Source organism: Streptomyces telluris (assembly GCF_024519335.1).
GTDB lineage: Bacteria > Actinomycetota > Actinomycetes > Streptomycetales > Streptomycetaceae > Streptomyces > Streptomyces telluris.
In genome coordinates, this window is record NZ_JANIID010000019.1 from 38,816 (window position 1) to 61,462 (window position 22,647).

General features: G+C 72.2%; 20 protein-coding genes. 18 read left to right on the forward strand and 2 right to left on the reverse strand.

Annotated features, from left to right (window positions below; translation table 11 throughout):
- Positions 1 to 111: 111 nt before the first annotated feature.
- From NQU55_RS20630 to NQU55_RS20655, 6 genes are all read left to right on the forward strand, one after another.
- The gene (locus tag NQU55_RS20630; RefSeq protein ID WP_168096338.1) at positions 112 to 759 is read left to right on the forward strand and encodes a DUF4365 domain-containing protein; all 648 of its coding nucleotides are present in this window, start codon (positions 112 to 114) and stop codon (positions 757 to 759) included.
- Entirely contained in the window at positions 759 to 1,982 is a 1,224-nt protein-coding gene (locus NQU55_RS20635) for a hypothetical protein (RefSeq protein WP_168096339.1), read from the forward strand. Before NQU55_RS20630 ends, NQU55_RS20635 begins: the two co-directional genes overlap by 1 nt.
- Before the next feature lie 113 nt (positions 1,983 to 2,095).
- On the forward strand, positions 2,096 to 4,072 hold the full coding sequence (gene thrS / locus NQU55_RS20640) for a threonine--tRNA ligase (RefSeq protein ID WP_256790940.1): 1,977 nt from the start codon (positions 2,096 to 2,098) through the stop codon (positions 4,070 to 4,072).
- An 81-nt stretch (positions 4,073 to 4,153) separates the two neighbouring features.
- Positions 4,154 to 4,714, forward strand: a complete 561-nt coding sequence (locus tag NQU55_RS20645) for an HIT family protein (protein ID WP_168091351.1) — start codon at positions 4,154 to 4,156, stop codon at positions 4,712 to 4,714.
- Between the two features lie 67 nt (positions 4,715 to 4,781).
- On the forward strand, positions 4,782 to 5,681 hold the full coding sequence (locus tag NQU55_RS20650) for a polysaccharide deacetylase family protein (protein ID WP_168091350.1): 900 nt from the start codon (positions 4,782 to 4,784) through the stop codon (positions 5,679 to 5,681).
- On the forward strand, positions 5,681 to 6,907 hold the full coding sequence (locus NQU55_RS20655) for a YncE family protein (RefSeq protein WP_168091349.1): 1,227 nt from the start codon (positions 5,681 to 5,683) through the stop codon (positions 6,905 to 6,907). The genes NQU55_RS20650 and NQU55_RS20655 overlap by 1 nt, the downstream gene beginning before the upstream one ends.
- Positions 6,908 to 6,951: 44 nt before the next feature.
- Here NQU55_RS20655 and NQU55_RS20660 read toward each other — a convergent pair whose 3' ends face one another.
- Both NQU55_RS20660 and NQU55_RS20665 read right to left on the reverse strand, forming a co-directional pair.
- Positions 6,952 to 8,673 (reverse strand): AbeC-like domain-containing protein, encoded by a 1,722-nt coding sequence (locus NQU55_RS20660; protein WP_240976135.1) that lies wholly within the window; start codon positions 8,671 to 8,673, stop codon positions 6,952 to 6,954.
- Between the two features lie 105 nt (positions 8,674 to 8,778).
- Positions 8,779 to 10,986, reverse strand: a complete 2,208-nt coding sequence (locus tag NQU55_RS20665) for an elongation factor G-like protein EF-G2 (protein WP_168091347.1) — start codon at positions 10,984 to 10,986, stop codon at positions 8,779 to 8,781.
- 244 nt (positions 10,987 to 11,230) lie between these two features.
- Between NQU55_RS20665 and pgsA the strand changes: the two genes are divergently transcribed.
- From pgsA to secD, 12 genes are all read left to right on the forward strand, one after another.
- On the forward strand, positions 11,231 to 11,914 hold the full coding sequence (gene pgsA, locus NQU55_RS20670) for a phosphatidylinositol phosphate synthase (RefSeq protein ID WP_168091346.1): 684 nt from the start codon (positions 11,231 to 11,233) through the stop codon (positions 11,912 to 11,914).
- Positions 11,911 to 12,936, forward strand: a complete 1,026-nt coding sequence (locus NQU55_RS20675) for a phosphatidylinositol mannoside acyltransferase (protein ID WP_168091345.1) — start codon at positions 11,911 to 11,913, stop codon at positions 12,934 to 12,936. Before pgsA ends, NQU55_RS20675 begins: the two co-directional genes overlap by 4 nt.
- Positions 12,933 to 14,093 carry a glycosyltransferase family 4 protein gene (locus NQU55_RS20680; RefSeq protein WP_256790941.1) on the forward strand — a complete coding sequence of 387 codons (1,161 nt, stop codon included), beginning with the start codon at positions 12,933 to 12,935 and terminating at the stop codon, positions 14,091 to 14,093. The genes NQU55_RS20675 and NQU55_RS20680 overlap by 4 nt, the downstream gene beginning before the upstream one ends.
- Positions 14,094 to 14,310: 217 nt before the next feature.
- The gene (locus NQU55_RS20685; protein ID WP_168091343.1) at positions 14,311 to 14,853 is read left to right on the forward strand and encodes a LemA family protein; all 543 of its coding nucleotides are present in this window, start codon (positions 14,311 to 14,313) and stop codon (positions 14,851 to 14,853) included.
- Positions 14,854 to 15,012: 159 nt separating this feature from the next.
- On the forward strand, positions 15,013 to 15,927 hold the full coding sequence (gene pdxS / locus NQU55_RS20690; RefSeq protein ID WP_030365296.1) for a pyridoxal 5'-phosphate synthase lyase subunit PdxS: 915 nt from the start codon (positions 15,013 to 15,015) through the stop codon (positions 15,925 to 15,927).
- A gap of 82 nt (positions 15,928 to 16,009) precedes the next feature.
- Positions 16,010 to 16,600: a pyridoxal 5'-phosphate synthase glutaminase subunit PdxT gene (pdxT, locus tag NQU55_RS20695; RefSeq protein WP_168091342.1), complete on the forward strand. Its 591-nt coding sequence runs from the start codon at positions 16,010 to 16,012 to the stop codon at positions 16,598 to 16,600.
- Between the two features lie 64 nt (positions 16,601 to 16,664).
- Entirely contained in the window at positions 16,665 to 17,417 is a 753-nt protein-coding gene (locus tag NQU55_RS20700) for a YebC/PmpR family DNA-binding transcriptional regulator (RefSeq protein WP_168091341.1), read from the forward strand.
- 219 nt (positions 17,418 to 17,636) lie between these two features.
- A complete protein-coding gene (gene ruvC, locus NQU55_RS20705) occupies positions 17,637 to 18,188 on the forward strand; it encodes a crossover junction endodeoxyribonuclease RuvC (protein WP_168091340.1) in 552 nt (183 codons plus the stop codon).
- Positions 18,185 to 18,802, forward strand: coding sequence for a Holliday junction branch migration protein RuvA (gene ruvA / locus NQU55_RS20710; protein ID WP_168091339.1), 618 nt, complete (start codon positions 18,185 to 18,187; stop codon positions 18,800 to 18,802). The genes ruvC and ruvA overlap by 4 nt, the downstream gene beginning before the upstream one ends.
- Positions 18,803 to 18,905: 103 nt before the next feature.
- Positions 18,906 to 19,994, forward strand: coding sequence for a Holliday junction branch migration DNA helicase RuvB (ruvB, locus tag NQU55_RS20715; RefSeq protein WP_168091338.1), 1,089 nt, complete (start codon positions 18,906 to 18,908; stop codon positions 19,992 to 19,994).
- 162 nt (positions 19,995 to 20,156) lie between these two features.
- The gene (gene yajC / locus NQU55_RS20720; RefSeq protein WP_168091337.1) at positions 20,157 to 20,657 is read left to right on the forward strand and encodes a preprotein translocase subunit YajC; all 501 of its coding nucleotides are present in this window, start codon (positions 20,157 to 20,159) and stop codon (positions 20,655 to 20,657) included.
- Between the two features lie 147 nt (positions 20,658 to 20,804).
- Positions 20,805 to 22,646, forward strand: a complete 1,842-nt coding sequence (gene secD / locus NQU55_RS20725; protein WP_168091336.1) for a protein translocase subunit SecD — start codon at positions 20,805 to 20,807, stop codon at positions 22,644 to 22,646.
- Position 22,647 lies beyond the last annotated feature (1 nt).

Here is a 22,647-nt window from a genome sequence, read left to right on the forward strand (position 1 = left end):
TGATACCCGGCCGCGGAGCCATGCGAACCGCCGTTGTTTGCACGGGAGTTGCAAAGGAAACAACACAGTTGTACGGATCGAACGCGCGAAGACGCCCGGAAGGATTCGGACATGGCGCTCCCGCGGCCCGAACCGGGCGGGCTGCTGTCCCCGCTTCCCGAGCCCGCCGCACCCGCCCCCGCACGCGGCTCGCTCGCCACCACCGCCTGCATGGAGACGCTCCAGATCGGCTACCTGCACGCCGTCGCCGCGGCCGCCGGCTGCTCACTGGCCCAGCCCTTCCCCGACCACGGCATCGACTGGCACATCAGCCACACCGCCCCCGGCCACGCCGTCGACGACGAGGTCACCATCAAGGTGCAGCTCAAATGCACCTACCAGCTCGGCCCACGCCCCGCCGTACAGCCGCCGCCCCGGGCCCCCGCCGCGGAGCACCCGGCCGCCCCCGTCGTCCCGGCCGCCCCGGCGCCCACCTTCGCCTTCACCCTCGACAACGACCACCTGGCCAAACTCGCCCGCACCCCCGTCGCCGTCCACAAGATCCTCGTCGTGATGATCGTGCCGAGATCGCGCGACGACTGGCTGCGCGCAGGCCACGACAGCCTCCACCTGAGGCACTGCTGCTACTGGACCAACCTCGCCGGCCACCCCGTGACCGGCAGACGCCGGACCACCGTGCGGATCCCGGCCACACGCGTCTTCGACGACCGCGCACTCTGCGAGATCATGACGCGGGTCGGGGCGGGAGGGAGACCCTGATGCACCGGCCGACCGAGCCCTCGCGCCACACCCGGCACGCCCCGCCCGGCGGCCCTCCGCCCGAAACCGCCGACCCCGCCGTCCTCGCGGCCCTCCTCGCCCGCCACGGCTGGCGCCGCCGCGGCGCGGCAGCCGGCACGTACAGCCGCTGGACACCCCCCGACGCCACCGGCGCCCGCGGCCGCACCAGCCTGCTCGTCCCCGACAGCCGCGCCTACCCCGACAGCGCCGACCTCGTCGCCGAGGCGCTCGCCGCGCTCCGGCACAGCCCGGCCCCCTCCGCACGCGACGTCCTCATCGCCCTGCACACCCCCGTCGACGAGATCCACTGGCAGCGCGACGCCTCCGAACCCGAGGCACCCGCGGCCGCCTGGGCCGCCCAGGAACAGCTGCGCGCCGGCGCCCGCGCCCTGCTCCTCGCCGCCGCCCTGACCGCACGCGGCACGGCCGGCTACCACGGCGCGCGCCACCGCAGGCAGGCCGAGACCGCCCTCGGCCGCCTGCTGACCGGCACCGCCGCGGGCGGCCGGGAGCTGACCACCTTCCTGCCCGTCGGCACGGGCGCGGCTCCCGGCCCCGACGGCAGGCCCGTCACCACCGCACTCCTGCGCGCCCTCTACGCCGCCCGCGACGCCACCGACCGCCAGCGGGCCACCGGCGCGCCCGACGCCTTCGGGCCGGCCGTCGAGGCGGGCGTCTGCCAGGAGCTGACCGAAGCGATCGGCGCACTCGTCCGCGGCTCCGAAGGCATCCGCATCACCTTGCACTGGGCCCCCGCGGTGGGCCCGCCCGACGGCTTCGCCGCCCGCCCCGAGCCGGTCGCCTTCGCCCCCGCCGACCTCCCCGTGCTCCGCGAGGCCGGCGCCCGCTACATCCGGGACGAGCCGCCCGTCGCCGTACAGCTCACCGGAGTGGTCGTCCGCATGCGCCGCGAGGACCGGGGCGGGCCCGGAACCGTACGGCTGAGGATCCTCGCCGGCGCGGACGTGCCCCAGGTCCGCGCCACCCTCGACGAGGACGACTACCGGATCGCCGGCCACGCCCACCTCCTCGGCATGCCCGTCCGCATGAGCGGCCGCCTGGAGAGCAGGGGCGGCTTCCGGCGCCTCGTCGACGCCCGCGACGTCATGCCCGTACGGGTCGACGACGGCGAGCGGGACCGCCTGCTGAAGTCGCTGCACGAGAACATCGACTTCTTCGAGGAAGCGTGCGGAGGCGAGTGAAACCGCACCCTCCCCGGTCACCCGGGTAAACCGTTTCGCGACCAGGCTGCCGCTCTCGGTACGATTCAGGCGCGCAGTGACCGCTGCGGCGACCCATACGTCAGGAGAGACCGGTGTCAGACGTCCGTGTGATCATCCAACGCGATTCCGAGCGGGAAGAGCGCGTGGTGACGACGGGCACTACGGCCGCCGACCTCTTCTCCGGCGAGCGCACCATCGTCGCCGCGCGCGTCGCGGGCGAGCTCAAGGACCTCGCGTACGTCGTCGCCGACGGCGAGGAGATCGAGCCCGTCGAGGTCTCCTCCAAGGACGGCCTCGACATCCTGCGCCACTCCACCGCGCACGTCATGGCCCAGGCCGTGCAGGAGCTCTTCCCCGAGGCCAAGCTGGGCATCGGCCCGCCGGTCAAGGACGGCTTCTACTACGACTTCGACGTCGAGAAGCCCTTCACCCCCGATGACCTCAAGGCCATCGAGAAGAAGATGCAGGAGATCCAGAAGCGCGGCCAGCGCTTCTCCCGCCGCGTCGTCACCGACGAGGAGGCCCGCGACGAGCTCGCGGCCGAGCCGTACAAGCTGGAGCTGATCGGCCTCAAGGGCTCCGCCTCGCACGACGACGGCGCGGACGTCGAGGTCGGCGCCGGCGAGCTGACGATCTACGACAACCTGGACCCGAAGACCGGCGAGCTGTGCTGGAAGGACCTCTGCCGCGGTCCGCACCTGCCCACCACCCGCGTCATCCCGGCGTTCAAGCTGATGCGCAACGCCGCCGCGTACTGGCGCGGCAGCGAGAAGAACCCGATGCTCCAGCGCATCTACGGCACCGCGTGGCCGTCGAAGGACGAGCTGAAGGCGCACCTGGACTTCCTGGCCGAGGCCGAGAAGCGCGACCACCGCCGCCTCGGCTCGGAGCTGGACCTCTTCTCCATCCCGGAGCAGATCGGCTCGGGCCTGGCCGTCTTCCACCCCAAGGGCGGCATCATCCGCCGGGTCATGGAGGACTACTCCCGCAAGCGGCACGAGGAAGAGGGGTACGAGTTCGTCTACACCCCCCACGCCACCAAGGGGAAGCTCTTCGAGACCTCGGGCCACCTGGACTGGTACGCCGACGGCATGTACCCGCCCATGCAGCTCGACGAGGGCGTGGACTACTACCTCAAGCCCATGAACTGCCCGATGCACAACCTGATCTTCGACGCCCGGGGACGCTCGTACCGTGAGCTGCCGCTGCGCCTGTTCGAGTTCGGGACCGTGTACCGGTACGAGAAGTCGGGCGTCGTGCACGGCCTCACCCGCGCCCGCGGCTTCACGCAGGACGACGCGCACATCTACTGCACCCGCGAGCAGATGGGCGAGGAGCTCGACCGCACCCTCACCTTCGTCCTGGACCTGCTGCGCGACTACGGTCTGAACGACTTCTACCTGGAGCTCTCCACCAAGGACCCGGAGAAGTTCGTCGGCTCGGACGAGGCCTGGGAGGAGGCCACCGAGACGCTGCGCAAGGTGGCCGAGAAGCAGGGCCTGGAGCTCGTCGCCGACCCGGGCGGCGCGGCGTTCTACGGCCCGAAGATCTCGGTGCAGGCCAAGGACGCGATCGGCCGCACCTGGCAGATGTCGACCATCCAGCTCGACTTCAACCTGCCGGAGCGCTTCGACCTGCAGTACACCTCGGCGGACGGCTCGCGCCAGCAGCCGGTCATGATCCACCGCGCGCTGTTCGGTTCGATCGAGCGCTTCTTCGCGGTGCTCCTGGAGCACTACGCGGGTGCGTTCCCGGCGTGGCTGGCCCCGGTGCAGGCCGTCGGCATCCCGATCGGCGACGCGCACGTCGAGTACCTGCAGGAGTTCGCGGCCGACGCGAAGAAGAAGGGCCTGCGGGTCGAGGTGGACGCCTCCTCGGACCGCATGCAGAAGAAGATCAGGAACCACCAGAAGCTCAAGGTTCCGTTCATGATCATCGTCGGCGACGAGGACATGGCGGCCGGCACGGTGTCCTTCCGCTACCGCGACGGTTCGCAGGAGAACGGCATCCCGCGCGACCAGGCGCTGGCGAAGCTCGTTGACGTGGTGGAGCGTCGCGTCCAGGTGTGACGTGGTCCCCGCACGCGCGGGGGGTTCAGGGGCGGCCCATCAGGGCCGCCCCTCTCTGCGTCCGCGCCCAGCCGGGCGCATATGCTGCACACCATGACGAGTGAGCCGGAGCAGCAGATCGGAGTCGGGGCGCCGGACGCGTTCCAGCGACTGTGGACGCCCCACCGGATGGCCTACATCCAAGGCGAGAACAAGCCGACCGGGCCGGGGTCCGGTGACGGGTGCCCGTTCTGCTCGATCCCGGAGAAGAGCGACGAGGACGGGCTGGTCATCGCCCGGGGCGAGCGCGTCTACGCCGTCCTGAACCTCTACCCGTACAACGGCGGCCACCTCATGGTCGTGCCGTTCCGGCACGTCGCCGACTACACGGAGCTCGACGTCGCCGAGACGGCCGAGCTCGCGGACTTCACCAAGCGGGCCATGACCGCGCTGCGTACCGCCTCCGGCGCGCACGGGTTCAACATCGGCATGAACCAGGGCGACACCGCCGGTGCCGGCATCGCCGCCCACCTGCACCAGCATGTCGTCCCCCGCTGGGGCGGCGACACGAATTTCATGCCGGTGATCGGCCACACCAAGGTGCTGCCCCAACTGCTGGCCGACACCCGCAAGATGCTCGCGGACGCCTGGCCCCACGCCTGAGGACACGCGTCAGAGAAAAACGGGCAAATATCCCAAAGTCTTAATTAAAAGAAGTTCTAATGGTGCGGTGACCTTCCTTCACCGCCGCACCGTGCTGCGCGCGGCCGCCGGCGGCGCCCTCGCCGGGGCCGCCGGTGCGGGCTGCGGCCGGTCGGACGGTGAGGCGGGGGCCCGGGCGGCGGATCCGTCCGGACGGGCCGGCGCGGCGGCCGAGCGCTCCGCCCGGCCGGGGGCGTCCACCAAGCCCGGTGCCTCCACCAAGCCGGGCGCGTCCCGTAAGCCGGGCGCCTCGAAGAAGCCCGCGGCATCCGGGGCGCCGTCGGTGTCGAAGCCCCCCGCGCTCACGCTCGCCCCGCTTCCGCCTGGGCTTCCCGCCCAGATCGAGCACGGCCCCCGCACCGGCAAGGACGTGGCGCTGACCTTCCACGGCCAGGGCGATCCGAAGCCCATCACCGGGCTGCTGGGGGAGGCGGAGCGGGCCGGGGCGCGGGTGACGGTCCTCGCCGTGGGAACCTGGCTGGAGGCCTATCCGCAGCTCGCGCGGCGGATCCTCGACGGCGGCCACGAGCTGGGCAATCACACGATGCACCACCTCGACATCTGTACGATGCCCGCGGCCGCGGCCTCCGCGGAGATCACCGAGTGCGCGGAGCGGCTGCGGCGGCTGACGGGCGGGATCGGCCGCTGGTTCCGGCCCTCGCGGGCGCGGCTCGCCACCGAGCAGGTGGCCCGGCTGGCCCGTCAGGCCGGCTATCCGCACGTTCTCTCCTACGACGTGGACTCCCTGGACTTCACCGATCCCGGGCCGGAGGCGGTCCGGCGCACCGTGCTGAAGGCGGTGCGGCCCGGTTCGGTGGTGAGCCTGCACTTCGGGCACGCGGGCACCGTGGCCGCGCTGCCCGCGATCCTCGACGGCCTGCACCGCCGCGGTCTGCGCGCGGTGACGACAACGGAGCTGCTGACCTGATGAACCAGTTCTCCTCGTTCCCGAGCTCTCTGCGCCGGCCGCGTCTGCGCGGGGTGCACCGTGCCGTGCTGTTCGCCGCCGCCTGCGCCCTGCTGGCCTCCGGATGCGGAGGGGACTCCGGTACGGAGGCCGCCGACCGCGCGCCCCACAAGGAGGGGCAGCAGCAGGGGGAGCGCCGGGGTGCCGCGCCGGCCGCGGGGCTGCCCGGTATGCCGCCGCTGCTGGATCCGAACGACCTGTACGCGGCGGACCGGCCCAATCAGCTGTCGCCGGTGGTGAAGGACTTCCCGTCGCGGGTGTACGTGCCCAACACGGAGTCGAACACGGTGAGCGTGATCGACCCGAAGACGTACAAGGTGATCGAGACGATCCCGGTGGGCAACCAGCCGCAGCACGTGGTGCCGTCGTGGGACATGAAGACGCTGTGGGTGAACAACGACCGCGGTCACACGCTGACGGCGATCGATCCGGCCACGGGGAAGAAGGGGCGGACGGTCGACGTCCACGATCCGTACAACCTCTACTTCACGCCGGACGGCAAGTACGCGGTGGTGATGGCGTCGATGGACCGGGAGCTGGTGTTCCGGGACGCCCAGACCATGAAGCGGAAGAAGACGGAGCCGGTGTCGTGCAAGGGGGTGAACCACGCGGACTTCTCGCCGGACGGGAAGTACTTCATCGTCTCGTGCGAGTTCTCGGGTGAGCTGCTGAAGGTCGACACGGCGAAGATGAAGGTGATCGGCCAGCAGAAGCTGCCGTTCGAGGGTGCGATGCCGCAGGACGTGAAGATCGCTTCCGACGGTAAGACCTGGTATGTCGCCGACATGATGGCGGACGGGGTGTGGGTGCTGGACGGCGACAAGTTCACCGAGCCGTGGCTGATGCCGACGGGCAAGGGCGCGCACGGGCTGTACGTGAGCCGGGACTCGAAGTCGATGTACATCTCCAACCGGGGCGAGGGTTCGGTCTCGGTGCTGGACCTGCCGAGCCGCAAGCTGGTGAAGAAGTGGGAGCTGCCGGAGGGCGGGAGCCCGGACATGGGCGGGGTGTCGGCGGACGGCAACGTGCTGTGGCTGTCGGGGCGTTACGACTCGGAGGTGTACGCCATCGACACCCGGGACGGGCATCAGATCGCCAAGATCCCGGTCGGGGCGGGGCCGCACGGTCTCGCGGTGTATCCGCAGCCGGGCCGGTACTCGCTGGGCCACACCGGAATCTTCCGGTGAGACCCGGCGAGTGACGGCCGGTCAGGCGCGGTGGACGGTCGCCGTCAGGCGTTGTAGACGTCCGCCGCGCCCGGCTTGGCGTCCTGGACGGCGCCGCTGAGGGACATGGCGCGGCTGTTGAAGCGGTCGGTGTTCACGCCGTGCTCCTTGAGGACGCGCAGGGCGGCCTCGTGCACCACGCGCAGGACGGGGGTGGTGGCGCGCAAGGCGTCGTCGGCCATGAAGCGGTGCCGCCAGGGCTTCTCGGCCCAGGCGTGGCGCAGGCCGAAGGGCTCGGGCAGGACGAGCTTGCCGCCCCAGTACTCCAGGAGCGGGGGGTACCAGGTGAGGGGGGCGCGGGCGGCGAGGCGGACGATCTCGCGGGGCGGGACGACGGAGAGGGTCCTGGTCCGGTTCTCCCAGAACTTGATGGTCTTGGGGGTGGTCTTGGTGCGGGCGGCGGGCTTGCCCATGAAGACGCCGCTGACGGGGCCGAGGGCGTGTCCGGTGACCTCGATGCGCAGGGTCTTGTGGAGGACGGTGACGGTGATCAGGAGGGTGATGACGAGCTGGCCGTCCCAGAGGACGAACTGGACGCCGAGGTAGTGCCGGCTGCCGGCGCCGAACTGCTGCTCGTTGCAGATCTTCTGAAGTTCGGCGCCCCTTATCTGGAAGCCGTCGGTGCCTTCGGGGCGGGAGACGGCGCCGGCGCCCTCGCCGACGTCCGAGACGACCCAGTGCTCGACGGAGGGGGCGGGGAAGCCGCCGGTGTGCAGGGGGCTGCGCTCCAGGAGGTGCAGCTGGTCGTGGATGGCGCGGACGACGTCCCAGCTGCGGAAGGGGTTGATCTCCTTGCCGGGGTCGAGCGGGACGAGCTCCTCGGCGAGGTGCCAGCTGCCCCAGCGGGTGCCCATGCCGAGGATGCCCTTGGTGCCGGCGTAGAAGGCGACGTTGCTCTGCTGTTCGGCGGCGAGGCGCTCCAGGGACTGGCGGAGTCGTTCGGCGGCGGTCTCGCCGGGGTTCTTGGGGACGGCTTCGGGGATCTTGGCGCCGATGCCGCCGCCGGAGAGCAGGCCCGTCCAGCGCTCGCGGAGGTCCTTGGCGGTGCTCTCGCAGACGGTCTTGGCCCAGAAGCCGCCGACGAGCGGGGCGATGATCATGGCGCGCAGGTAGAAGGCCCAGAAGCCGTGGAAGGGCAGCTTCACCAGGAGGATGGCGGCGAGGATGCCGAGGGCCACGAGGAGGGCCGTGCCGAGGGCGCCGGCGCGCTTGTTCTGGGCGCCGGCGATGGTGCGGCGGAGCTGGAAGACGCCGAGCCAGAGCAGGACGCCGGGCAGGAAGAGCAGCCCGCAGACGGCCATGATCAGGGTGAGTTTGGCGTCGCGCTGCTTGCGGATGCGGTTGGCCGCGAGGCAGTGCTCGACGACGGGCTGCGGGTCGAGGCCGAAGGACTGGATGAGGGGTTTGCGGCCGCCGCCGAGCACGCGCAGCTGGACGGCGCGGGCGAAGGCCTCGCCCAGGTTGGGCTCGAAGAGCGATATGCGGGGCGGTTTGACCTCGGACTTGGCCCAGTCGGAGTTGGCCTTGAGGAGCTGGTCGGCCGGTCCGTCGCGGTAGGCGGCGGAGGCGAGGGCCTGCGTCGCCGCGGTCTGTCCCGAGGAGCCCGAGAGCGGGATCTGCGCCCCCGGACTGAAGTCGAACGGATCCCCTGCTGCCACTGCTGCCCCCAATGCCGCGCATGTCCGGTCCTGCGGCCTTCGACGGATGCCGACGACCGCCCGCGTCATACGTGTTGGTCCGCGGACCCAGCGTATCGGCGCGGGGTGCCGGCTGTCGCAGAGATCGTGAAGGCCGCCCGCCCCGGATGGTGCGAGGCGGGCGGATTGCGCCCGTTACCCTCCGGATCCGGCCGATTCCCGCAGCCGGTCGGCGACCTGAGGGGGCATCGGTTCGTGGCGGGCGTAGGAGCGGGTGAAGCGGCCGGTGCCGTGCGACAGGGAGCGCAGGTCGACGGCGTAGCGGCCGATCTCGATCTCGGGCACCTCGGCGCGCACCAGGGTGCGGCCCGCGCCGGACTGCTCGGTTCCGATGACGCGGCCGCGCCGCCCGGACAGGTCGCTCATCACGGGGCCGACGTAGTCGTCGGAGACCAGGACCTCGATCTCGGCGACGGGCTCCAGGAGGTGGATCCTGGCCTCGGCGGCGGCTTCGCGCAGGGCGAGCGCGCCCGCGGTCTGGAAGGCGGCGTCGGAGGAGTCGACCGAGTGCGCCTTTCCGTCGAGGAGGGTGATCCGGATGTCGACCAGGGGGTAGCCGGCGGCGATGCCGCGGGCGGCCTGGGCGCGGACGCCCTTCTCCACGGAGGGGATGAACTGGCGGGGGACGGCGCCGCCGACGACCTTGTCGACGAATTCGATGCCGGAGCCGCCGGGCAGCGGTTCGACCTCGATCTCGCAGATGGCGTACTGGCCGTGGCCGCCGGACTGCTTGACGTGCCGGCCGCGGCCGGCGGCCCTGGTGCCGAAGGTCTCGCGGAGCGACACCTTGTGGGGCACGACGTCGACCTGGACGCCGTAGCGCGAGCGCAGCCGTTCCAGCGCGACGTCGCGGTGGGCTTCGCCCAGGCACCAGAGGACCACCTGGTGGGTGTGCGGGTTCTGCTCCAGGCGCATGGTGGGGTCCTCGGCGACGAGGCGGGACAGGCCCTGGGAGAGCTTGTCCTCGTCGGGTTTGCTGTGCGCCTGGATCGCCACGGGCAGGAGCGGGTCGGGCATCTGCCAGGGCTCCATGAGGAGGGGGTCGCCCTTGGCGGAGAGGGTGTCGCCGGTCTCGGCGCGGCTGAGCTTGGCGACGCAGGCGATGTCCCCGGCGATGGCCTGGGGGAGGGGGCGCTGCTGTTTGCCGAAGGGTGAGGAGAGGGCGCCGATGCGCTCGTCGACGTCGTGGCTCTCGTGGCCGCGGTCCTCCAGGCCGTGGCCGGAGACGTGGACGGTCTCGTCGGGGCGCAGGGTGCCGGAGAAGACGCGGACGAGGGAGATCCTGCCGACGTAGGGGTCGGAGGAGGTCTTGATCACCTCGGCGGCGAGCGGGCCCGCGGGGTCGCAGGTCACGGGTGCGTGGGGGCGGCCGTCGGGGGTGGTGACGGCCGGGACCTCGCGTTCGAGGGGGGTGGGGAAGCCGCCGGTGATCAGCTCCAGGAGCTCGACGGTGCCCAGGCCCTGTTTGGCGCCCTCGGCCGCGGGGGCCGCGGCGAGGACGGGGTGGAAGCTGCCGCGCGCCACGGCGCGCTCCAGGTCCTCGACGAGGGTCTTGACGTCGATCTCCTCGCCGCCGAGGTAGCGGTCCATGAGGGTCTCGTCCTCGCTCTCGGCGATGATGCCCTCGATGAGCCGGTTGCGCGCCTCCTCGATGAGGGGCAGGTGCTCGGGGCCGGGTGCGGCCTCGGCCCGCTCGCCGGAGGAGTAGTCGAAGACGCGCTGGGAGAGCAGGCCGATGAGGCCGGCGACGGGGCGGTGCCCGTCGGGGCCCTCCGGCCCGTGCAGCGGCAGGTAGAGCGGCAGCACGCCGTCGGGGGAGTCCCCGCCGAAGGCCGCGCGGCAGGTCTCCGTCATTTCTTCGAAGCCGGAGCGGGCCGACTCCAGATGGGTGATGACGATGGCGCGGGGCATGCCGACGGCCGCGCACTCCTCCCAGACCATGCGGGTGGCGCCGTTGATGTTCTCGGCGCCCTCGGCGGCCGAGACGACGAAAAGGGCCGCGTCCGCCGCGCGCAGACCGGCCCTGAGTTCCCCGACGAAGTCGGCGTAGCCGGGGGTGTCCAGCAGATTGATCTTGATGCCGGCCCATTCGACGGGGGCCAGCGACAGCTGGACCGAGCGCTGCTGGCGGTGCTCGATCTCGTCGTAGTCCGACAGCGCGCCGCCGTCCTCGACGCGGCCGGCCCTGTTGACCGCGCCGGTCGCCAGCGCGAGGGCCTCCACCAGCGTCGTCTTTCCCGAGCCGCTGTGGCCGACCAGCACCACGTTGCGTACGTGGCTCGGCCGGTCGGCCGATACTGCTCTGCCCGCGGCCCCTGGGTACGTGCCCGTCTTCTCGCCCATGTGTCCCGCCTCCCGGTCGACACCTGCGGTACGTCGAGCTTTCCACTGCGGTAACGCTGCGTCCATACGTCGCACACGGAGGCGCCCCCGTACGCCCCGCGCGGGGGCCGCCGGGGGCGGTGGGAGCACCGGTGCTGCCGCTGCGAGCGGTGCGTGCGCGGCTGTCCGGGGGTGCCTGGCTACGATGGGCCAGCCGGTGGCCTCCTGACCACGCGGCCCGATACGACACCCCTCCGGGAAGGCCATGCTGAACAAGTACGCGCGTGCGTTCTTCACGCGTGTTCTCACGCCGTTCGCCGCCCTGCTCATCCGCCTCGGCGTCAGCCCCGACGCGGTGACCCTCATCGGTACCGGTGGCGTGGTGGCGGGCGCACTGGTCTTCTACCCGCAGGGGGAGTTCTTCTGGGGCACGGTCGTCATCACCCTGTTCGTCTTCTCGGACCTGGTGGACGGCAACATGGCCCGCCAGCTGGGCCGCTCCAGCCGGTGGGGCGCCTTCCTGGACTCCACGCTCGACCGGGTCGCCGATTCGGCGATCTTCGGCGGCCTCGCCCTGTGGTACGCGGGCGGCGGGGACGACATCGCGCTGTGCGCGGTGTCGATCTTCTGCCTGGCCAGCGGCCAGGTCGTCTCGTACACCAAGGCGCGCGGCGAGAGCATCGGCCTGCCGGTGAACGTGAACGGCCTGGTCGAACGGGCCGAGCGGCTGGTCATCTCGCTGGTGGCGTGCGGCTTCGCGGGCCTGCACAAGTTCGGCGTGCCGGGCATCCAGTACCTGCTGCCGGTGGCGCTGTGGATCGTGGCCGTGGGCAGCCTGGTCACCCTGATCCAGCGGGTGGTGACGGTGCGCCGCGAATCCGCCGAGGCGGAGGCCGAGGCCGCGGCCGCCGCCGGGGCCTCCCCGGCGCAGGGCGGTGGCAACGGGTGAAGGAGCGGCTGACCGACGCGCTGTACGGGCTCGGCTGGGCCACGGTCAAGAAGCTGCCGGAGCCGGTGGCCGTCGGGCTGGGCCGGCAGATCGCCGATGCGGCGTGGCGGCGGCGCGGCAAGAGCGTGCTGCGGCTGGAGGCCAATCTGGCGCGCGTGCTGCCGGACGCGTCCCCGGAGCGGCTGGCGCGGCTGTCGCGGGCGGGCATGCGCTCGTACATGCGCTACTGGATGGAGTCCTTCCGGCTGCCGGCGTGGAGCGCGGAGCGCAGGCGCACGGCCTTCGCCCCGGAGGGCCTGCACCACCTGGAGGAGGGCCTGGCGAGCGGGCGCGGCGTGGTCATCGCGCTGCCCCACATGGGCAACTACGACCTGGCCGGGGCGTGGGTGACCACGCGCCTGGGGGTGCCCTTCACGACGGTGGCCGAGCGGCTGAAGCCCGAGACGCTCTACGACCGCTTCGTGGCCTACCGCGAGGGGCTGGGCATGGAGGTGCTGCCCCACGCGGGCGGCAGCGCCTTCGGCACGCTGGCGCGCCGGCTGCGCTCGGGGGGCCTGGTGTGTCTGGTGGCCGACCGTGACCTGTCCTCGTCGGGGATAGAGGTGAGCTTCTTCGGCGAGGCCGCCAAGATGCCCGCCGGCCCCGCGATGCTGGCCGTGCAGACCGGGGCCCTGCTGATCCCCGTGACGCTCTGGTACGACCGCTCGCCGGTGATGCAGGGGCGGGTGCACGCCCCGATCGAGGTGCCCGGGGAGGGCACGCGCGCCGAGAAGGCCGCGGTGATGACGCAGCGCATGGCCGACGCCTTCGCCTCCGGCATCGCCGAGCACCCGCAGGACTGGCACATGCTCCAGCGGCTGTGGCTCGCCGACCTCGACCCGCGCCCGGACCGGCCCTCCGGCGGAGCGGGCGGAGAGGGCGGAGCGGCGGAGGGGCCGGCGCAGGAGACGCAGGGCGCGCAGGGCGCACCGGACGGCCGGGGTGCCGGCCGGGCCGGGAGCGACCGGAGGGCCGAGGCATGAGGATCGGGATCGTCTGCCCCTACTCGTGGGACGTGCCCGGCGGCGTGCAGTTCCACATCCGCGACCTGGCCGAGCACCTCATCCGGCTGGGCCACGAGGTGTCGGTGCTGGCCCCTGCGGACGACGAGACGCCGCTGCCGCCCTTCGTGGTCTCGGCGGGGCGGGCCGTCCCGGTCCCGTACAACGGCTCCGTGGCGCGGCTGAACTTCGGCTTCCTGTCGGCCGCACGGGTGCGGCGCTGGCTGCACGACGGCGACTTCGACGTCATCCACATCCACGAGCCCACCTCCCCGTCGCTGGGTCTGCTGACCTGCTGGGCCGCGCAGGGCCCGATCGTGGCGACCTTCCACACCTCCAATCCGCGCTCCCGGGCGATGATCGCCGCCTATCCGATCCTCCAGCCCGCCCTGGAGAAGATCAGCGCGCGCATCGCGGTCAGCGAATACGCCCGCAGGACGCTGGTCGAGCACCTCGGCGGCGACGCCGTGGTCATCCCCAACGGGGTCGACGTGGACTTCTTCGCCCGCGCCGAGCCCAAGGAGGAGTGGCAGGGCGGGACGATCGGCTTCATCGGCCGCATCGACGAGCCCCGCAAGGGCCTGCCGGTGCTGATGCGCGCCCTGCCGAAGATCTTCGCCGAGTGCCCCGGCACCCGGCTGCTGGTCGCCGGGCGGGGCGACGAGGAGGAGGCCGTGGCGGGCCTGCCCCGGGAGATGCGCGAGCGCGTCGAGTTCCTCGGCATGGTCAGCGACGAGGACAAGGCGCGGCTGCTGCGCAGCGTCGACGTCTACGTCGCCCCCAATACGGGCGGGGAGTCCTTCGGCATCATCCTGGTCGAGGCGATGTCGGCGGGCGCTCCCGTCCTCGCCAGCGACCTGGACGCCTTCGCCCAGGTGCTCGACCAGGGCTCGGCCGGGGAGCTGTTCGCCAACGAGGACGCCGATGCGCTCGCCGCCGCGGCCGTACGGCTGCTGGGCGACCAGGAGCTGCGGACCGGCCTGAGCGAGCGCGGCAGCGCGCACGTGCGCCGCTTCGACTGGTCCCGCGTGGGCGCCGACATCCTGGCCGTCTACGAGACGGTCACCGCCGGCGCGGCCTCCGTCGCCGCCGACGAGCGCACGGGCCTGCGCGCCCGCTTCGGCCTGGCCCGCGACTAGGAGCGCAGGCCGGGCCGCGCGCGGCTCCCGTCAGGCCCGGCCGCCCGCCTCCTGCGCCACCGTCGCGCCCGCCCCGGCGCCCGTCCCGAACTAGGCCACCGCGGTTGCCGCCCCCGGCGGAGGCCCCGCACCGGGCCGCACCCGGCGCGGACGCCTCGCTCCGTGCGCGGTCCGCCCGGCGCAGCGGCCCCCGCGGCGAGCGGTAACGTGGCCCGGCGTGACCACACTGATCTGGATCGTCGCCGCCCTGGTCGTCATCGGCGTCTATCTGAGCTGGACCGCGGGCCGGCTGGACCGCCTGCACAGCCGCATCGACGCAGCGCGCGCCGCGCTGGACGCCCAGTTGCTGCGCCGGGCCTCGGTCGCCCAGGAGCTGGGCACGGCCGGAGTCCTCGACCCGGCCGCCTCGATCGTGCTCTACCAGGCCGCGCACGCCGCACGGCAGGCCGAGGAGGAGCAGCGCGAGGTCGCCGAGAGCGAGCTGAGCCAGGCGCTGCGGGCGGTCTTCGCGGAGGAGCCGCAGGTCGAGGTCGTCCGGGAGGCTCCCGGCGGCGAGGAGTCCCTGACCGAGCTGTCCGAGGCGGTCCGGCGGGTGCCGATGGCCCGCCGCTTCCACAACGACGCGGTCCGCGCCGCCCGCGCCGTGCGCAAGCACCGCGTGGTGCGCTGGTTCCGGCTCGCGGGCCACGCGCCCTTCCCGATGGCCTTCGAGATGGACGACGAGCCGCCCGCCGTCCTGGAGGCGCGCACGAGCCACTGAGCCCCGGGCATGCCTGCCGGGAGGGCCTCCGCAAGGCCACCGGACCTCTCGGGACACCCCGGACAAGCCACCGGCCTCGGATTGGCTCTTTTTCCGGGGAAAGCGGGATCGGTTGTATGAGGGGCGCAGCATCACCGCCCTTGATAGTGAGGTCACAACGTGTCCAGCACGGTCCCCAGCACGTCCACCACTCCTGAGACCGGTACGGCCCGCGTCAAGCGCGGCATGGCCGAGCAGCTCAAGGGCGGCGTGATCATGGACGTCGTCAACGCCGAGCAGGCGAAGATCGCCGAGGACGCGGGCGCGGTCGCGGTCATGGCCCTTGAGCGGGTGCCGGCCGACATCCGCAAGGACGGCGGCGTGGCCCGGATGTCCGACCCCAACATGATCGAGGAGATCATCGGGGCCGTCTCCATCCCCGTCATGGCCAAGTCCCGCATCGGCCACTTCGTCGAGGCCCAGGTCCTGCAGTCGCTCGGCGTCGACTACATCGACGAGTCCGAGGTCCTCACCCCGGCCGACGAGATCAACCACTCCGACAAGTGGGCCTTCACCACCCCCTTCGTCTGCGGTGCCACCAACCTGGGCGAGGCCCTGCGCCGCATCGCCGAGGGCGCGGCCATGATCCGCTCCAAGGGCGAGGCCGGCACCGGCAACGTCGTGGAGGCCGTGCGCCACCTGCGCCAGATCAAGAACGAGATCGCCAAGCTGCGCGGCTTCGACAACAACGAGCTGTTCGCCGCCGCCAAGGACCTGCGCGCCCCGTACGAGCTCGTCAAGGAGGTCGCCGAGCTCGGCAAGCTGCCGGTCGTCCTCTTCTCCGCGGGTGGCGTGGCCACCCCGGCCGACGCCGCGCTGATGCGCCAGCTCGGCGCCGAGGGCGTCTTCGTCGGCTCCGGCATCTTCAAGTCCGGCGACCCGGCCAAGCGCGCCGCCGCCATCGTGAAGGCCACCACCTTCTACGACGACCCGAAGGTCATCGCGGACGCCTCCCGCAACCTCGGCGAGGCCATGGTCGGCATCAACTGCGACACCCTGCCCGAGGCCGAGCGCTACGCCAACCGCGGCTGGTAACACACCGCTTTCCCCGGCTGGGCGGCCCGCGCTACCGCAGCGGGCCGCCCACCCGTCGTCCAGACCCGAGACGGAGAACCCCGTGTCCACCCCCACCATCGGCGTCCTCGCCCTGCAGGGCGACGTCCGTGAGCACCTCGTCGCCCTCGCCGCCTCCGACGCGCTCGCCCGCCCGGTCCGCCGCCCCGAGGAGCTCGCCGAGGTCGACGGCCTGGTGATACCCGGTGGCGAGTCCACCACCATGTCCAAGCTCGCCGTCGTCTTCGGCATGCTGGAGCCGCTGCGCGAGCGCGTGCGGGCCGGGATGCCCGTCTACGGCACCTGCGCCGGCATGATCATGCTCGCCGAGAAGCTGCTGGACGGGCGGGAGGACCAGGAGACGCTCGGCGGCATAGACATGATCGTCCGCCGCAACGCCTTCGGCCGGCAGAACGAGTCCTTCGAGGCGGCCGTCGAGATGGCCGGCATCGAGGGCGGCCCCGTCGAGGGCGTCTTCATCCGCGCCCCCTGGGTCGAGTCCGTCGGCGCCGCGGCCGAGATCGTCGCCACCTACGACGGCCACACCGTCGCGGTGCGCCAGGGCAACGTGCTGGCGACGTCCTTCCACCCGGAGCTCACCGGCGACCACCGGGTCCACGCCCACTTCGTGGACATGGTGCGCGCAGCCCAGTAGCCCGGCCCCGGTAGGATCTCAGTCGTTCGTTCTCAGGATTTGGTTACGCGAAGGAGACAGGCGGATGTCCGGCCACTCTAAATGGGCTACGACGAAGCACAAGAAGGCCGTGATCGACGCCAAGCGCGGCAAGCTCTTCGCGAAGCTCATCAAGAACATCGAGGTCGCGGCCCGCATGGGCGGCGTCGACATCGAGGGCAACCCGACGCTCTACGACGCCATCCAGAAGGCGAAGAAGCAGTCGGTCCCGAACAAGAACATCGACTCCGCGGTCAAGCGCGGCGGCGGCCTCGAGGCCGGCGGCGCCGACTACGAGACGATCATGTACGAGGGCTACGGCCCGAACGGCGTCGCGGTCCTCATCGAGTGCCTCACCGACAACCGCAACCGCGCCGCCTCCGACGTGCGCGTCGCCATGACCCGCAACGGCGGCTCCATGGCCGACCCGGGCTCGGTGTCCTACCTGTTCAACCGCAAGGGCGTCGTGATCGTCCCCAAGGGTGAGCTCACCGAGGACGACGTGCTCGGCGCCGTCCTGGACGCCGGTGCCGAGGAGGTCAACGACCTCGGCGAGTCCTTCGAGGTCCTCAGCGAGGCCACCGACCTCGTCGCGGTCCGCACCGCCCTCCAGCAGGAAGGCATCGACTACGACTCGGCCGAGGCCAACTTCGTCCCCACCATGCAGGTGGAGCTGGACGAAGAGGCCGCGCGCAAGATCTTCAAGCTGATCGACGCGCTCGAGGACAGCGACGACGTCCAGAACGTCTTCGCCAACTTCGACGTCTCGGACGAGGTCATGGCGAAGGTCGACGCGTAAGGCCTCCGGCCGGCGTGCAAGGCTTCCGACCGCGGTCGGCCGACGGGCCGGCGGGACACGATCCCGCCGGCCCGTCGCGTTGTCAGTGGCAGCGGATAGCCTGAGGGCGGACGTTGAAGATCGCCGCCACGGGCCGTCACCATCAATTGAGGAACCCCGACGGCGATTGACCAGGTCCGCGAGAGCGGCGGCGGTTCAGCCGCAAAGAGGGGAGGGGAAATGCGGGTACTGGGCGTGGACCCGGGGCTGACGCGCTGCGGCGTCGGCGTGGTGGAGGGCACGGCGGGCCGCCCGCTGCGCATGGTCGGCGTGGGCGTCGTGCGCACCCCCGCCGAGGCGGACACCGCCGACCGCCTGGTCCTCATAGAGCGCGGCATCGAGCAGTGGCTCGACGAGCACCAGCCCGGATTCGTCGCCGTGGAGCGCGTCTTCAGCCAGCACAACGTCCGCACGGTCATGGGCACCGCCCAGGCCAGCGCCGTCGCCATGCTGTGCGCCGCCCGCCGCGGCCTGCCCGTCGCCCTGCACACCCCCAGCGAGGTCAAGGCCGCCGTCACCGGCTCCGGCCGGGCGGACAAGGCCCAGGTCGGCGCCATGGTCACCCGCCTCCTGCGGCTCGACGCACCGCCGAAGCCGGCCGACGCCGCCGACGCCCTGGCCCTGGCCATCTGCCACATCTGGCGCGCCCCCGCCGCCGGCCGCCTGCAGCAGCTCGCCGCCGCCCAGCGCCGCACCACCGCACCCGTCCGCCTCCCGAAGGGCACCCGATGATCGCCTTCGTCTCCGGCCCCGTCGCCGCCCTCGCCCCCGACACCGCGGTCGTCGAGGTGGGCGGCATCGGCATGGCCGTCCAGTGCACGCCCAACACCCTCTCGGGCCTCCGCATCGGCAAGCAGGCCCGCCTCGCCACCTCCCTCGTCGTCCGCGAGGACTCCCTGACCCTCTACGGCTTCGCCGACGACGACGAGCGCCAGACCTTCGAGCTGCTGCAGACCGCCAGCGGCGTCGGGCCCCGCCTCGCCCAGGCCATGCTCGCCGTGCACAGCCCCGACGCGCTGCGGCGCGCCTTCGCCGCCGGTGACGAGAAGGCCCTGACCGCCGTGCCCGGCATCGGCAAGAAGGGCGCGCAGAAGCTGCTGCTGGAGCTGAAGGACCGGCTCGGCAAGCCGGTCGGCTCGGCCGCTCCGGCCGCCGCCCCCGCCGCCGCGGGCTGGCGCGATCAGCTGCAGGCCGCGCTCGTCGGTCTGGGCTATGCCGCCCGCGAGGCCGACGAGGCGGTGGAGGCGGTGGCGCCCCGGGCGGAGGCCGTTCTCGCCGACGGCGGTCAGCCGCAGGTCGGCCAGCTGCTGCGGGCCGCGCTGCAGACGCTGAACCGGGCGCGATGAGCAGGGCCCGGTGCGGCCCGGCGGGCGGCTCGCGCCCGCCCCGCCGCACCGGCGGAATCCCCTGCCGGAAAACCGACAAGCACTCGACCGTGAGGTTCAACCCGTGAACTGGGACGACGAATCCGCATACGCGGAGCCCCCCGCAGGCGACCGCCTCGTCGCCACCGCCGCCGACGGCGAGGACCACGCCGTCGAGGCCGCGCTGCGCCCCAAGGACCTCGGCGAGTTCGTCGGCCAGGAGCGCGTGCGCGAGCAGCTCGACCTCGTCCTCAAGGCCGCCCGGGCCCGCGGCGCCACCGCCGACCACGTGCTGCTCTCCGGAGCCCCCGGCCTCGGCAAGACCACCCTCTCGATGATCATCGCGGCCGAGATGGGCGCCCCCATCCGCATCACCTCCGGCCCCGCCATCCAGCACGCCGGCGACCTCGCCGCGATCCTCTCCTCCCTCACCGAAGGAGAGGTCCTCTTCCTCGACGAGATCCACCGCATGTCGCGGCCCGCCGAGGAGATGCTCTACATGGCCATGGAGGACTTCCGCGTCGACGTGATCGTCGGCAAGGGCCCCGGCGCCACCGCCATCCCCCTGGAGCTGCCGCCCTTCACCCTCGTCGGCGCCACCACCCGGGCCGGCCTGCTCCCGCCCCCGCTGCGCGACCGCTTCGGCTTCACCGGGCACATGGAGTTCTACGCCCCCGCCGAGCTGCAGCGCGTGGTGCACCGCTCGGCCCGGCTGCTGGACGTGGAGATAGAGGACCAGGGCGCCGCCGAGATCGCCGGCCGCTCCCGCGGCACCCCCCGCATCGCCAACCGCCTGCTGCGCCGCGTCCGCGACTACGCCCAGGTCAAGGCCGACGGGGTGATCACCCGCGAGATCGCCGCCCAGGCCCTCGACGTCTACGAGGTCGACGCCCGCGGCCTCGACCGGCTGGACCGCGCCGTCCTGACCGCCCTCCTCAAGCTCTTCGGCGGCGGACCGGTGGGCCTGTCCACCCTGGCCGTCGCCGTCGGCGAGGAGCGCGAGACCGTCGAGGAGGTCGCCGAGCCGTTCCTCGTCCGCGAGGGTCTGCTGGCCCGTACGCCCAGGGGCCGCATCGCCACCCCGGCCGCCTGGGAGCACCTCGGCCTCGTCAACGAAGCCGGCGCGGCGGGCCCGGCGGGCACCCCTCCCCAGCAGGGCCTCTTCGGAGGGTGACGGCGCGGGGGCTGGTCGGGTCAGGAACCACGGTGCCATGCTGGGCGTTGTTCCATAGGCGCGGACTCGCTTAGACTCCGCCGATGCCGTCCCGTACCGGCGCGGCATACCACCCCCGTAGAAGGCCGCCCCCCCGCGGTCGTGTGAAGGAAACCCCGTCCCGTGAATATCGTGACTCTCCTGCCGTTCATCGTGCTCATCGGGGCCATGTTCCTGATGACGCGATCGGCCAAGAACAAGCAGCGCCAGGCGGCGCAGATGCGCGACCAGATGCAGCCGGGCACCGGCGTGCGGACGATCGGCGGCATGTACGCCACCGTCAAGGAGGTCAACGACGACACGGTCCTCCTCGAGGTGGCCCCGGGCGTCCACGCGATCTACGCGAAGAACGCCATCGGCGCCGTCCTGGAGGACGCCGAGTACAACCGCATCGTCCACGGGATCGAGCCGCACGAGTCCGAGACCCCTGTCGTCCCGGACGATGCCTCGTCGCTGACCGAGTCCGAGGCCCCGGCCGACAAGAAGATCGACCTGGGCAAGGGCGAGCCCGCCGAGGCCGAGAAGGCCGCCGAGCCGGAGTCCAAGGCCGCCGAGAAGGCCGCCGAGGACACCAAGGACGCCAAGCGGGACGGCAAGCAGGACGGCGACGCCGACGCGAAGTAGCCCTTCGAGGAACCGCGGAGCACTGCTGGGGCAGTGCGCCGCGGTTCCCTGACGGTTTAGGCTCCGGCGGGGGGCAGGTCCCCACTACATTCGTGGCCGCCCGGCGAACGCACGGAACCGGGCGGTTGGACAGGGAGAAACGACAAGGTGGCAGCACCGAAGAAGGGCCGCAGGTCCCCGGGCGGCCAGGGCAGGCCGGGCAGGGTCCTGGCCCTGATCCTGATCGCCATGGTGGCGCTCACCGGGGGGATGTTCGCCTCAGGGCGCACCACGCCGCGGCTGGGCATCGACCTCGCGGGCGGCACCAGCTTCACGCTGGAGGCCAAGAACGAGCCCGGCAAGCCCAATGCGATCAACCCGACCAACATGAACACCGCGGTCGGCATCATCGAGCGGCGTGTCAACGGGCTGGGCGTCACCGAGGCCGAGGTCCAGACGCAGGGCGACAACCACATCATCGTGAACATCCCCAAGGGGACGAACGCGAAGCAGGCCCGCCAGCAGGTCGGAACCACCGCCAAGCTCGGCTTCCGCCCCGTGCTGTCCGTGGCCCCCGGTGCCAAGACCGAGCCCACTCCCGACGCCTCGTCCTCCGGCAAGGACAAGGACAAGGACGCCAAGGACAAGGACGGCAAGACCAAGCCGTCCGGCTCGCCTTCCGCCTCCGCCTCCTCCGCGGCCTCGGGCGCCCCCTCCGCGAGCGCGAGCCCGCGCCAGCAGGGCCGCCCCGTCACCGACGCCGTGAAGGCCGACGCCACCCCGTCCGCCTCGCCCGTCGCCAAGGACGACAAGGCGAAGGACGACAAGGCGAAGGACGCGAAGAAGGACGAGGGCAAGAAGGACGACAAGTCCAAGGAGCCCACGCCGTCCCCGGCCGACGTCGCCGCGCTGCAGAAGAAGCTCGACGCCCTGGACTGCACGACCCCCGAGGGCCGCGCCAAGGCGAGCGAGGTCGCGGCGGGCGCCAAGACGACCGACGTCATCGTGGCCTGCAAGAAGGACGGCTCGGCCAAGGAGATCCTCGGCCCGGTGTCCGTCGAGGGCACCGGCGTCACCGGCGCCGACGCCGTCTTCGACAGCCAGCAGGGCCGCGGCTGGCTCGTCCAGCTGAAGTTCGACTCCAGCGGCTCCAAGAAGTTCGCGAACGTCACCGGCCAGCTCGCCGGCAAGCAGCCCCCGCAGAACCAGTTCGCGATCGTCCTGGACGGCGAGGTCGTCTCCGACCCGTCCGTCTCCACCTCGATCACGGGCGGCCAGGCGGAGATCTCCGGCGGCTTCACCCAGGCCAGCGCCCAGGACCTCGCCAACGTGCTGTCCTACGGCGCCCTGCCGCTGTCCTTCGACGTCGTCACCGAGCAGACGGTCACCGCCGCCCTCGGCGGTGAGCAGCTGCGCGCCGGTCTGCTCGCCGGCGCCATCGGCCTCGGCCTGGTGATCATCTACCTGGTCGCGTACTACCGCGGTCTCGCGCTCGTCGCCCTCGCCAGCCTCCTGGCCTCGGCGATCCTCACGTACACGATCATGGTGCTGCTCGGCCAGGCCATCGGCTTCGCGCTGAACCTGCCGGCCGTCTGCGGTGCGATCGTCGCGATCGGCATCACCGCCGACTCCTTCATCGTCTACTTCGAGCGCATCCGCGACGAGATCCGCGAGGGACGCACCCTGCGCCCGGCGGTCGAGCGCGGCTGGCCGCGCGCCCGGCGCACGATCCTGGTCTCCGACTTCGTGTCCTTCCTGGCCGCCGCGGTGCTCTTCGTCGTCACCGTCGGCAAGGTGCAGGGCTTCGCGTTCACGCTCGGTCTGACCACGCTCCTCGACGTCGTCGTGGTCTTCTTCTTCACCAAGCCGCTGATGACGCTCCTCGCCCGGCGCAAGTTCTTCGCCAGCGGCCATCCGTGGTCCGGGCTCGACCCCAAGCGGCTCGGCGTCAAGCCGCCGCTGCGGGCCTCCCGCCGCCCCTCCGCCCCCGTCGACCCCAAGGAGGCGTGAG